The following is a 12,999-nucleotide window of genomic DNA, read 5'->3' on the forward strand; positions in this document are numbered from 1 at the left end:
CCCATCAAGGACAAGACCGATGCGATTCCGGATCGCGGCGCTCGCCGCGCTCGCCCTTTCCCTTTCCACCCCCCTGGCGATGGCGCAAACGATGGCCGACGGTCAGAGCCCGCAGCCCGCGATCGAGGCGGGCAATTATCCCTATCAGCTCTTTCTGCCACGCGGCTACACCGCCGATCCGAAGGCGAGCTGGCCGCTGCTTATCTTCCTCCACGGATCGGGCGAGCGCGGCGACGATGTCGCCAAGGTGAAGGTGCACGGCCCGCCGAAGATCGCCGACCGCACCCCCGATTTCCCCTTCGTCACCGTCTCGCCGCTGCTCGGCGCCGATCAGGATTGGGACGTCGCGAAGCTCGACCGGCTGCTCGACCATCTGACGAAGACGCTGCGCATCGACCGCACACGCATCTATCTGACCGGGCTCAGCCGCGGCGGTCATGCGAGCTGGCGCTGGGCAGCGGCCGAGCCGCACCGCTTCGCCGCCGTCGCACCGGTCGCAGGACGCGGCGATCCCGCGGTCGCCTGCGCGCTCAAGGACACGCCCGTCTGGGCCTTTCACGGCGACCGCGACGATGTCGTCGTGCCCGAGGGCAGCTTCGCGATGGCGCGCGCGATCCGCGCCTGCGGCGGACACATGTCGCGCCTGACCATCTATCCCGACCTCGGCCACAACAGCTGGGACCCGGCCTATGACGATCCCGCGCTCTACCTCTGGCTGCTCTCGCACCGCCTCCCCACGCCGCCCGACGCGGCGAAAACGAAAACCAAGGACAAAAAATGACCCAGACGAGCTTTCCCGACGATTTCCTGTGGGGCGCCGCGACCGCCGCCTATCAGATAGAGGGCTCGCCGCTCGCCGACGGCGCGGGCGCGAGCATCTGGCAGCGCTTCAGCCACGATCCGCGGTTGATGGCGAACAAGGGCGACACCGGCGATATCGCCTGCGACCATTACAACCGCATGGAAAGCGACGTCGCGCTGATGAAGGCGCTGGGGCTCAAGGCCTATCGCTTCAGCGTCAACTGGGGCCGCGTGCTGCCCGAGGGGACCGGCCGCGTCAACGAGGCAGGGCTCGGCTTCTACGAGCGGCTCGTCGACGAACTTTTGAAGCATGATATCGAGCCGCTGCTCACCCTGCACCATTGGGATCTCCCGGTCGCGCTCGACGACAAGGGTGGCTGGCTCAACCGCGACAGTGCCGACTGGTTCGCCGAATATGCTTCGGTCCTCTACCGGCGCCTCGACGGGCGGGTGCGGAAATGGGTCACGCTCAACGAACCTTGGGTGATCACCGACGGCGGCTATCTCCACGGCGCACTCGCGCCCGGTCACCGCAACCTCTTCGAAACCCCGATCGCAAGCCACAATCTGATGCGCGCGCACGGCGCCGCGGTCCGCGCCTACCGGTCGGAGGGGGCGCACGAGATCGGCCTCGTCGTCAACATCGAGCCCAAATATCCGGCGAGCGACAGCCCCGAAGATGTCGCCGCGACCGCGCGCGCCCACGCCTATATGAACCGTCAGTATCTCGAACCCGCGCTCAAGGGCCATTACCCCGCAGAACTGGCCGAAATCTTCGGCGAAGCTTGGCCCGACTGGCCGGAAAGCGATCTCAAGGATATCTGCCAACCCCTGGATTTCGTTGGAATAAACTATTATACACGCAACGTCGTCCGCGCCGACCCGAACCAATGGCCCCTCGGCGCTTCCCCCGTCCGGCAGACGGCGACCCACACCACCACCGACTGGGAAGTCTATCCCCCCGCGCTCACCGACATGCTCGTCTGGTTCCGCGACACTTTCGGCAACATCCCCGTTTACATCACGGAGAACGGCGCCGCCTTCTATGACCCGCCGCAGGCCGGGCCCGACGGCATCGACGACCCGCTGCGCTGCGATTATCTGCGCACGCACATCGCCGCGATCGGCGACGCGATCCGGCAGGGGGTCGACGTCCGCGGCTATATGGTCTGGTCGCTGCTCGACAATCTCGAATGGTCGCTGGGCTTTTCGAAACGCTTCGGCATCGTCCACGTCGACTATGAAACGCAGGTGCGAACGCCCAAGCGCAGCGCGCGTTTCTACAGCAACATCATCGCAACCAACGGAGGGAATGTCGCATGACCCGCTGGCTCGTCATTCTGCTCGCGGCGCTCCTCGCGCTTCCGGTAGCGGCGAAAGAGAAGGCCGATCGCTTCAGCGCGATGACCTACAATATCCGTCTCGATCTCGCCTCCGACGGCGACAATGCCTGGCCGCACCGACGCAAGGCGCTGACCAGCCTCGTCGCCTATTATGCCCCCGATCTCGTCGGGATGCAGGAGGTGCTCCAGCATCAGAAGGATCAGATCGAGGCCGACTTGCCGCCTTATAAATTCGTCGGCGTCGCGCGCGACGACGGCAAGGAAGCGGGCGAATATTCGATGCTCGGCTATCGCACCGACCGTTTCGACCTGCTCGCCTCGGGCACTTTCTGGCTGTCGCCGACCCCCGATCGGCCCGGCAAGGGTTGGGACGCCGCCTATCCCCGCATCGCAAGCTGGGCGCGGCTGAAGGACAGCACGGCCCGCCAGACGATGCTCGTCGTCAACACCCATTTCGATCATATCGGCACCGTCGCGCGGCTCGAAAGCGCTAAGCTGATCCGGCGCTGGATCGACGAGCACCGCCAGCCGGGCGATGCGGTGGTGCTGATGGGCGACTTCAACGTCCCGACCGGCAGCCCGCCCTATCAGGCGATCCTCGCCGACACACCGGGACTGATCGCCCTGCACGACACGCAGGACATCAGCCGCACCCCGCATTTCGGCCCCTTGGGCACCTTCACCGCCTTCAAGATCGAGCAGGTCGAGCCGAGCCCGATCGACCATATCTTCGTCGGCGACGGCGTGATGGTGCTGCGCCATGCGACGCTGACGCAGCAGACGGGCGGCAAGCTCCCCTCCGATCATTATCCGGTGCTGACCGACCTTTGCGTCGGCAAGGGCTGCTGATCCCTATTCGGCGGCTGGCTGATCGAGCCAGCCGCCGGTGAAGCCGATGCGCTTCAGGCCGCGGACGATGTGCGGGTTCTTGCGCATGACCTTCCACACCAGCCCGCTCCGATGGTTCTCCATCATCGCGAGGATCGGGCCCTGGTCGATGCCGAGATAGTCGTTCGCGACCCAGCCTTGCGCCGGATCGACCGCGCCCGATTTCGACCCCGCATCGGCAAAGGTGAAGCTGGGGTTGAACGCGTCCTTGAAGCCGTAGCGCGTGTAGAGCCGCGACCCGTATGTTTCGCGCATCGCCATCAGCGCCGGAATCGCGACCTCGGGCGCAAAAGCGACCGAGCCGCCGGCCGCGGTCGGAACCACCGTGCCGTCATCGACGATGCGGATGCTGCTTACCCCGCGCGCCATATAGCCGTTGAAGCTGCGCGGAGTGCCGTTCACGCGATATTCGTCCTTCGAATAGCCGGGGCCGTCCGATGCGGTCCAACCCCAGATATCGGCGCTGTAACCGACCCATTTGTTCGGATTGTCCGCGCCATAGGCGCGCTGCGCCAAGGTCGCGCGGCGGCTGTTCTCGAAATAGTCGATGCCCTTGCCGCGCATGAAATCGTCGCGGATGCCGCGGAAATCGACCCAGACATGGCTGTATTGATGCCCGAAGAGCGGCTCGAACTGGAGATGCTCATAACCGTAGAAGCGTCCCCAATCCTTTTCGAGATGCGCGGCCCAGCCCTTGTCCCACGCATCCTGGCCGACGGGATGCGTCGGCGAGCCGAAGGCGAGGATGTAGACGAGCATCCCCTCGTTATAGCCGACCCAGTCGTGCGTCCCGAAATCGCCGCCTTCGCCGCGCTCGGGATACCAGCCCATCGCGATCGCCTTCGGCCCGCCCCCGTTGGCCGAGGGGATGCGGCTGTTCTCGCGCTGCACGAAGGTCCAGTCGACGCGGCCGTAGATCTTCTCGGCAAGGTCGCGGATCTCGACCTCGACCGGCGTGTCGCGGTCGAAATAGCTTTGCGCGAACAGCACCCCGCCGAGCAGCAGCGATGTGTCGACCGTCGACAGCTCGGTCTTGCCGCGGCGCGTTCCGTCCGCGTTGTTCAGGAAATGATAGAAAAAGCCCTTGTAGCCAGCGACCCCCGCAACCTCCGGCCCCTGCGGCGCGGTCCAGTAGAAGCGCAGGCAATCGCGCGTCCGCGCCGCCGCATCGTCGCGCGTCACATAGCCGCGCTCGGCCCCGATCCCATAGGCGGTGAGCGCGAAGCCGGTGGCGGCGATCGACGAGAAGGGGTTGCTCGGCCAGCGATCGGGCGCGAGGCAGCGCGCCCTATCGGTGGTGTCCCAGAAATAGCGGAAAGTGCGCTCGGTCAGTTCTTCCGAAAACTGCGCCTGGCCCAGCGATGCGAGGCTTTGCGATGGCGCGGCGGGAGCGGCAGGCGCTGACGGGGCGGCGATGGGCGTGCAGGCGGCGGCGAGCGCCAGAAGAGGCAAGGCGAGCGACCCGAGCCGGAAGGACATTTTCTACTCCAAAATAAAGGGGCGCCCGGTCACGGGAGGGGTTGTGACCGGGCGCCCGCTGTTCTGGCCGGTCAGAACTGGAAGCCGGCCGAGACCTTTATCGTGCGCGGCGGGTTGCCGCCAACCCCGATGCCCGAAATGCTCAGATATTCGGGCGACGCCGGGTTATTGTTATAGTCGACATAGTTGCGGTCGTTGAACAGGTTGATGATGTCGACGCGGAGCCGCAACCGCGCTTCGTCGCTCAGGAACTTGAACGGGATATATTTGGTGATCGCGATATCCATCTGGCGGAAACCCCAGCGATCACCGTTGCTCTCGGCCTGGTTCGAAATCACGTCGCGCGACGGATTGGCGCCGCCGGTGTTGACGAACGTCTTCAGATAGGGCGGCGACATCATCTGGAACTTGCCCGACAGCGTCACCCCGATCGGCAGGTCGACCGAGCCCGACGCAACGATACGATGCTTGCGAACCCCGCTCGATCGCACGACCGGATAATCTTCGAGCGACGGATAATCGAGGCTGAAGACCTCCCCGAACTGCCGGTTCTCCTCGGCCTCAGTGTAGGTGTAGGTCACGCCGAGGCTCCACGGCGAGGCGACCGTGTAATTCTTGTTGAGCTTGAGATAGCCCGAATCGGCGCTCGTTTCGAGGCCGTTGGTGCCGATGATGATCGAACCGAATCCCGGCGGCGCGAAGCCGAAGGGCGAATTCGGTGCGGCCGGCGCGGGCGGGAAGAAGGTCCCGTCGGGGCGGCGGTTGCCGAGCAGATAGGCGAAGCCGTCCTTGCTCTCGATATGGCTGTAGCCGACCTCGACTTCGAACAGCGGGGTCAGTCGCCCGCGCACGCCCAGGCTGAACTGGTCCGAATAGGGAACCTTCAGCTTGTTGTCGATGAAGCGCAATTCGCGCCCGCCGCCCGGCCCGGCCTGAGCGAGAAGCTGCGCGCGGCCTTCGGGTGTCAGATAGATCGGATCCCACGTCACGCAGGTCGGCCCCGGCGCGCAGGTGTTGTTCGGATCGCCCGTGTTGAAGTTGAAGGTGCGCGTCGTGAACGACCCGACGCTGATTTCCTGTTGCAGGAAATCGAACTGATTGCGGTCGTAGGAACGGCCATAGCCGCCGAAGACCACGAAGCGCGCGTCATCGTCAAGTTCGTAGCTGAAGCCGATCCGCGGCTGCCACGCCCCCTTGAACGCCTTCCGCTCGCTGCCGGTCGAGATATAGTCGTTGATGTCGTAGTCGGCGTTGATCAGATTGGGATAATTGGCCGGCGACACCGCGTTCACGGCATCGTCGGGGTGGACGAAGTTCAGGAAGGCCGGAGTCCGCTCATAATCCCAGCGCACGCCGAGGTTGAGCGTCAGCCGGTCGGTGACCTCCCAGTCGTCCTGCAGATAGATGCCGAACTGCCAGTTCTTCGACTGGACGATCGGATCGCCGTTGCCCGTCTGGGCGCCGAATTGGAGCCGATAGGGAAGGGTGTCGTTGAAGGTGCCGCCGTTCGGGTTGAAGGCGACATTATAGGTATAGACGGGATTGAGGCTGTTGAGCTGCAGCGAATTGAGCTCGACCCATTTGCTCTTGATGCCCGCCTTGATGGTATGCCCCTCGAGCCCGGTATAGGTGAAGTCGTTCTGGATCCCCCAGCCCTTCTGCCCCTTGTCCTGATAGTTCGAGCCGCCGCCGATGCGCAGGATGTCGCCGCGGACGATTACTCCCGGCTGCGGATTGTCGGGCGACGGCCCGGCGTAGGCGAAGAGCGACCCGTCGCTGAATTCGAGCGGCGTCGGCGCCCATTTGACGTCTTCATAGGTGAGCTTGAAATCGTTGATCCAGGTGTCGGCGGTATGTTCCCACCGCCCGGTCAAACGCAATTCCTGGACATCCTGCGAGCTGATCGTGCTGCGCGCGTTGATCCCGTTGCTCAGGAACTCGCCGCTTTCCTTGCGATACTTTCCCGACACCTCGAACAGGTCGCTGTTGCTGGGTGAGAAGTCGATCTTGCCGAAGAAGAGATCCTCGTTGAACGTCGAGTTGGTCGGGCCGAAATTCCCCTGATATTCGGAGGGAAAGAAGGAGATCGGCAGGCTGAGCCCCGGGGTGATTTCGCGCGGGATTTCCTGACGCTTGCCTTCGTAGGTCACGAAGAAATGCATCATGTCCTTGATGATCGGCCCGCCCAGCGCGCCGCCGAACTGAAAATCCTTCGTCTTGACCTTGCCCGGATTGGCGCCGAACTTCTCGAGCGGCGTCGCGGCGCGCATGCTCTGGTCGGTATAGTCGATGAAAGCCTCGCCGTGGAATTCGTTGGTGCCCGACCGCGTCACGGCGGTGATCGCCACCGAACTCACCTGGTCGAACTCGGCCTTGTAGTTCGAGGAGATGACACGATACTCACCGATCGCGAGCTGCGGGAACGGGTTGCCCTGGGTCGAATCCTGACCGGTAATGCCGTTCTTGAGGACATAATCCTTCTGTCCGATACCATCGATGAAGATGTTGACGCTACGGCTGTCCTGCGCGCCGCCCTGCAGACGCGAATTGCCATTGCTGCCGGTGACGAACTGCACACCCGGCGCCAGATCGGCAAAGGCGAGGAAGTTGCGATTGTTCTGCGGCAGCGTCTCGATCTGGCGCTGCGAAATATTGAGGCCAACCTCGCCGCCTTCCATCGTGCGCAGGCGCGAACCGGTGACGATGATGGCATCATCGCCCTCGCCGCTCGCGATATCGGGTTCGGAAAAGTCGAAGTCGAGCACCGCATCCTGCGCGACGTTGAGCCGGAATTCGTCGGTGCGGCGAACTCCGTTCGGGGTCGTCAGTTCGAGCCGATAGGTGCCGACCGGCAGCGACGCGAAATTATAGCTGCCATTGGCGGCAACCGTGACGGTCCTCTGGAATCCGGTATTCACATTGATCGCCGTGACCTGCGACACGCCGCCTTCGGCCTTCACCGTCCCGCGCAGTGACGCGTTCGATACCTGCGCATGCGCGGGCGCGGCAACGCCGATGGCGAGCGCGCCGGCGGCGCTGCTCCATGCCAAGGCGGCGGCGAGCGTCCGGGCACGCGAACGGCGCGGGTTATGGAACTGATTCTTACGCTGTGACGTCACGGCATCCTCCCTTTTTTCATGGCCCCGACCCCCAGCCTTCGCCTCTTTTGCCGTCCGGTCTGGCAGCCGGCGCGGCGACGAATCGCGGGGGATCCCGTTTCTTGCTTTTTTGGTTTGTAACCGGTTTCACGATCACTGTATAGGGGGAAGCGACGCGAACGGGCGACAGCGATGTTCGCCCGAAAGGAGCAGGTTTCAGCCGATTTCTGTGCTGAAATGCCAATGGAATATTTTGGGGAAGGACGAATCATGCCGCCGAAGCCGCGCAATCTGACGCACCTGACGCTCGCGACTCTGATGCTCGCGGGGTCGTTGACGACCGCCCCGCTGCTCGCCAAGCCTGCCGCGACCGCGCGCGCCGCCGCCGACGTCGATTCGACGGGCTGGATGAAACCCGATCCCGCGATGGACAAGTTCATCGCGGAGCTGATGGCGAAGATGACGCTGGAGGAGAAGATCGGGCAATTGTCGCTGCTCACCAGCGACTGGGATTCGACCGGCCCGACGATGCGCCAGGGCTATCAGGAAGATATCCGCAAAGGTCGCATCGGATCGATCTTCAATGCCTTCACCGCCAAATATACACGCGATCTGCAGCGCGTCGCGGTCGAGGAAACGCGGCTCAAGATCCCCCTGCTCTTTGGCTATGACGTGATCCACGGCCACCGCACCATCTTTCCCATCTCGCTGGGCGAAGCGGCGAGCTGGGACCTGAAAGCTATTGAAAAAGCGGCACGAATTTCGGCGACCGAAGCCTCCGCCGAAGGCATTCACTGGACCTTCGCGCCGATGGTCGACGTCGCGCGCGACCCGCGCTGGGGCCGCATCTCCGAAGGCGCGGGTGAGGATGTCTATCTCGGCAGCCGGATCGCCGAGGCGCGGGTGCGCGGCTTTCAGGGCAATGATCTGAAGGCGGTCGACACGGTGCTCGCGACCGCGAAGCATTTCGCCGCCTATGGCGCGGCGCAGGCGGGGCGCGACTATGGCACCGTCGACATTTCGGAGCGCACGCTGCGCGACGTCTATCTGCCGTCGTTCGAGGCCGCCGCCGACGCGGGCGCCGCGACCTTCATGACCTCGTTCAACGATGTCGACGGCATCCCGGCATCGGGCAATCATCATCTGCTGACCGACGTGCTGCGCGACAAATGGGGCTTCAAGGGCTTCGTGGTAACCGATTACACGTCGATCAACGAAATGGTCGCGCACGGCTATTCGAAGGACCTGCAGCAGGCGGGCGAGCAGGCGATCAACGCCGGGGTCGACATGGACCTGCAGGGTGCGGTGTTCATGGAGCATCTCGCCAAGTCGGTCGCCGAGGGCAAGGTCGACGTCGCGCGCATCGACGCCGCGGTGAAGGCGATCCTCGAAATGAAATACCGCCTCGGCCTGTTCGAGGATCCCTATCGCTATTCGGACGAGGCGCGCGAGAAGGCCACCGTCTATCGTCCCGATTTCCTGGAGGCGGCGCGCGATGTCGCGCGCAAGTCGATGGTCTTGCTGAAGAATGCGAACAATGCCCTCCCCCTCGCCGCCTCGGCGAAGTCGATCGCGGTGATCGGCCCGCTCGGCGACAGCAAGGCCGACATGATCGGGAGCTGGTCGGCGGCGGGCGACCGCAAGACGCGCCCCGTCACCCTGCTCGAAGGGATGCAGGCGCGCGCGCCCAAGGGGCAGAGCGTCGCCTATGCCAGGGGCGCGAGCTATGCGTTCGAGGACGCGGGCAAGACCGATGGCTTTGCCGAGGCCATCGCGCTGGCGCAAAAATCGGACGTCATCGTCGCGGCGATGGGCGAGCGCTGGGACATGACCGGCGAGGCGGCGAGCCGCACTTCGCTCGACCTGCCCGGCAACCAGCAGGCGCTGCTTCAGGAGCTCAGGAAGACCGGAAAACCAATCATCCTAGTGCTGATGAGCGGGCGCCCGAACAGTATCGAATGGGCGGATGCCAATGTGGATGCGATTCTCGAGGCCTGGTATCCCGGCACGATGGGCGGCCACGCGATCGCCGATGTCCTCTATGGCGATTATAATCCGTCGGGCAAATTGCCCGCCACCTTCCCGCGCAATGTCGGGCAGGTACCGCTCTATTACGATATGAAGAACACCGGCCGCCCGATCGACCCGGCCAAGCCCGACGCCAAATATGTCTCGCGCTATCTGAACACGCCGAACACGCCGCTCTATCCCTTCGGCTATGGGCTCAGCTACACCAGCTTTACCTATTCGCCGGTGACGCTGAGCAAGGCGAGCATCAAGCCGGGCGAACCGCTGACCGCGAGCGTCACCGTGACCAACAGCGGCGCGCGCGACGGCGAAGAAGTGGTCCAGCTCTATGTCCGCGACCTCGTCGGGTCGGTGACGCGGCCGGTCAGGGAACTCAAGGGCTTCCGCAAGATCCCGCTCAAGAAGGGCGAGAGCAAGACCGTCAGCTTCACCCTGACCGATGCCGACCTCGCGTTCACCCGTGCCGACATGAGCTGGGGCGCGGAACCCGGCGACTTCAAGCTGTGGATCGGGCCTTCATCGGCCGAAGGCTCGGAGGCCGATTTCGCGCTGACCCAATAGGAGACGGGCGATGCTTCGCCATCTGTCGGTCGCCGCGCTCGCCCTGCCGTTGCTGCTCGCGGGCGCCGCGCAGGCGAAGCCCGCCGAGCGCCCCAACATCGTCTACATCATGTCGGACGATCATGCCTATCAGGCGATCTCGGCCTATGGATCGGCACTGTCGAAGCTCGCGCCGACGCCGAACATCGACCGGATCGCGAAGAATGGCGCGATCTTCACGAACAGCTTCGTCGGCAATTCGCTCTGCGGGCCGAGCCGCGCGACGCTGCTGACCGGGCGGCAGAGCAACGCGCACGGCTTCACGCGGAACGGCACCCGCTTCGACAACAATGTCTGGGTGTGGCCGCGCGCGCTGTCGCAGGCGGGCTATGCCACCGCGATGTTCGGCAAATGGCATATCAATGCCTCGCCCGCCGGGATCGGCTTCGATGACTGGAAGGTGCTCGACGACCAGGGCGAATATTACAACCCCGACATCATCACGCCGAAGGGGCGCAGCATCGTCCAGGGCTATGCGACCGACCTGATCACCGACTACAGCCTCGACTGGCTGAAGAACGGGCGCGACAAGTCGAAGCCCTTCGCGATCCTGATTCACCACAAGGCGCCGCACCGCAACTTCATGCCCGCGCTGCGCCACCTGACCAAATATCAGGGGGTGACCTTTCCGGTTCCGGCCAACTATTTCGACGATTATGCGGGCCGCAAGGCGGCAGCTGCACAGGAAATGAACATCTACCGCGACATGTATGAGGGGCACGACCTCAAGATGACGGTCGCCGAGGGCTCGGCGCGGCTGCGCTACAACCGTTGGCCGGGCGCCTTCGACCGCATGACCCACGACCAGCAGGCGCAGTGGGACGCGGCGATGCGGCCCGACAACGACCGGATGAACGCCGGGAAGCTGAACGGCCGCGACCTCGCGCTGTGGAAATACCAGCGCTATATGCGGCAATATCTCGCGACGATCGCCGCGGTCGACGAGGGCGTCGGCAAGCTGCTCGACTATCTGGAGGCGAGCGGCCTTTCGAGGAACACGGTCGTCGTCTACACCTCCGACCAGGGCTTCTATCTCGGCGAACATGGCTGGTTCGACAAGCGCTTCATCTATGAAGAATCGCTGCGCACGCCCTTCCTGATCCAATATCCGGGACACATCCGCCCCGGCACGCGGATCGCGGCGCCGATCCAGAATATCGACTATGCGCCGACCTTTCTGGCGCTCGCCGGGGTGAAGGGTCCGGCGACAATCCAGGGCAAGTCGCTCGTTCCGCTGTTCGGTGGCCGCACGCCGGCCGCCTGGCGCAAGGATATCTATTATCATTACTACGAATATCCGGGCTTTCACTCGGTACGCGCGCATTACGGGATGCGCGACGACCGCTACAAGCTCATCCGTTTCTACAGCGAGGACATCAACGCCTGGGAATTTTACGACCTTGGGACCGATCCGCACGAAATGAACAACCGGATCGACGACCCGGCGATGCAGCGCCGGATCGCGGCGATGAAGGAACGCCTCGTTGCGCTGCGCCGGCAATATGGCGACAACGACGGGCCGGCGGTCGATGCGCCGTTGAATTAAGGATAGCTCCAAAATGGAGCTGGGCACGCTTAAACCGTTCGACACCCGCCCGTTAATCTTCGCATGACCACAGAAACCACTTCATCGAGGGAGCCGGTCGGGCGGTTCCTTGGCTGGTTGGGATTGCGCCATTCCCGAAGCGGCGCGCGCCCATCGGGGGAGAATGCTCCCGACCCCGGGGGCTCGCGGCAGGCGCGCGGCGACCTCGTCGCCGCGATCGGCCGGTTCCTGATCGACAATGATCTCGACATATCGCCCGCCAATCTGGTCATCGCGCACGGCGCGTTTTCGGGAAGCAACCCGCAGCTCGCGCGCCAGATCGCGGCGCGCGCGCAGTCGCGCGAGGGGGTTACCCAGCTTTGGATCGACGAAGTCACCGGCGGCGAGGCGGATCAGGATGGCCGCGCCGACCTCGACCGGTTGATGACCCGGCTCGAAACCAATCTCGACGCTTTCCAGACGCGGTCCAAGGCCGCGCATCAGATGACGCGCGATTATGGCAGCGAACTCGAAGAGCATCTGACCGACCTCGAGCAGCTTCAGAAGACCGGGCAGATCGTTTCGAGCCTCGCCGATCTCGCCAAAGCGATGCTCGAACGCACGCGCAAGGCCGAGGATGAAATGCGCCGCAGCGAGGATGAGGCGAAATCGCTACGCCGCAGCCTCAAGCGCGCCAAGCGCGATGCCGAGGTCGATTATCTGACCGGCCTTCCCAACCGCCGCGCGTTCGAAGCCCTGCTCGCCCGGCATCACCGCGAAGCGCGCGAAACGCCGATCGCGCTGAGCGTCGCCTTCTGCGACATCGACAATTTCAAGGCGATCAACGACACCCACGGCCATGACGCGGGCGACCGCGTGCTGAAGGTGATCGCCGACACGCTGGCGCAAATCTCCGACGACCATTGCCATGTCGCGCGCCACGGCGGCGAGGAATTCGTGATGCTGTTCCGCGGGCTGACCCCCGCCGAAGCCGCACAGCGGCTCGACGACGCCCGCGAGCGGCTCGCGAGCCGGCGGCTGATCAACCGCAAGACCGACACACCCTTTGGCGTCATCACCTTTTCGGGCGGGGTCGCCGACGTGTTCGGCTATGCCGACCCGCGCGCGGCGCTGAAAGCCGCCGACGAGGCGCTGTATCGCGCCAAGGAGGCCGGACGGAACCGGATCGAGGTCGCGTGAGGTAGGCCTCGCCCGGATGCGGTGAGGCGGGGGTGGA

8 protein-coding genes are annotated in these 12,999 nt (G+C 64.3%); 6 read left to right on the plus strand and 2 right to left on the minus strand.

The window, feature by feature from the left end; all coding sequences use genetic code 11:
- Positions 1–19 precede the first annotated feature (19 nt).
- Genes CD928_RS19415 through CD928_RS19425 form a run of 3 tightly spaced genes read left to right on the plus strand, consistent with a single transcriptional unit; the run spans position 20 to position 2,993 of the window.
- Positions 20–781, plus strand: coding sequence for an alpha/beta hydrolase-fold protein (locus CD928_RS19415; protein WP_095388752.1), 762 nt, complete (start codon positions 20–22; stop codon positions 779–781).
- A complete protein-coding gene (locus tag CD928_RS19420) occupies positions 778–2,124 on the plus strand; it encodes a GH1 family beta-glucosidase (RefSeq protein ID WP_095388753.1) in 1,347 nt (448 codons plus the stop codon). The genes CD928_RS19415 and CD928_RS19420 overlap by 4 nt, the downstream gene beginning before the upstream one ends.
- The gene (locus CD928_RS19425) at positions 2,121–2,993 is read left to right on the plus strand and encodes an endonuclease/exonuclease/phosphatase family protein (protein ID WP_095388754.1); all 873 of its coding nucleotides are present in this window, start codon (positions 2,121–2,123) and stop codon (positions 2,991–2,993) included. Before CD928_RS19420 ends, CD928_RS19425 begins: the two co-directional genes overlap by 4 nt.
- Positions 2,994–2,996: 3 nt before the next feature.
- Here the strand turns inward: CD928_RS19425 and CD928_RS19430 are convergent, their stop codons facing one another.
- Together CD928_RS19430 and CD928_RS19435 are read right to left on the minus strand one after the other, a co-directional pair.
- The gene (locus tag CD928_RS19430) at positions 2,997–4,511 is read right to left on the minus strand and encodes a glucoamylase family protein (RefSeq protein ID WP_095388755.1); all 1,515 of its coding nucleotides are present in this window, start codon (positions 4,509–4,511) and stop codon (positions 2,997–2,999) included.
- A gap of 71 nt (positions 4,512–4,582) precedes the next feature.
- Entirely contained in the window at positions 4,583–7,630 is a 3,048-nt protein-coding gene (locus CD928_RS19435) for a TonB-dependent receptor (protein WP_095388756.1), read from the minus strand.
- A gap of 249 nt (positions 7,631–7,879) precedes the next feature.
- On the opposite strand from CD928_RS19435, the gene bglX reads away from it, so the two are divergent.
- The 3 genes from bglX (at position 7,880) to CD928_RS19450 (ending at position 12,962) form a co-directional block, all read left to right on the plus strand.
- Positions 7,880–10,198, plus strand: coding sequence for a beta-glucosidase BglX (bglX, locus tag CD928_RS19440; protein WP_095389064.1), 2,319 nt, complete (start codon positions 7,880–7,882; stop codon positions 10,196–10,198).
- Between the two features lie 10 nt (positions 10,199–10,208).
- A complete protein-coding gene (locus tag CD928_RS19445) occupies positions 10,209–11,783 on the plus strand; it encodes a sulfatase (protein ID WP_095388757.1) in 1,575 nt (524 codons plus the stop codon).
- Positions 11,784–11,906: 123 nt separating this feature from the next.
- Entirely contained in the window at positions 11,907–12,962 is a 1,056-nt protein-coding gene (locus CD928_RS19450; RefSeq protein WP_255247260.1) for a diguanylate cyclase, read from the plus strand.
- The last annotated feature ends 37 nt before the right edge of the window (positions 12,963–12,999 follow it).

The sequence above is a fragment of the Sphingopyxis sp. GW247-27LB genome, assembly GCF_002277025.1.
Classification (GTDB): domain Bacteria; phylum Pseudomonadota; class Alphaproteobacteria; order Sphingomonadales; family Sphingomonadaceae; genus Sphingopyxis.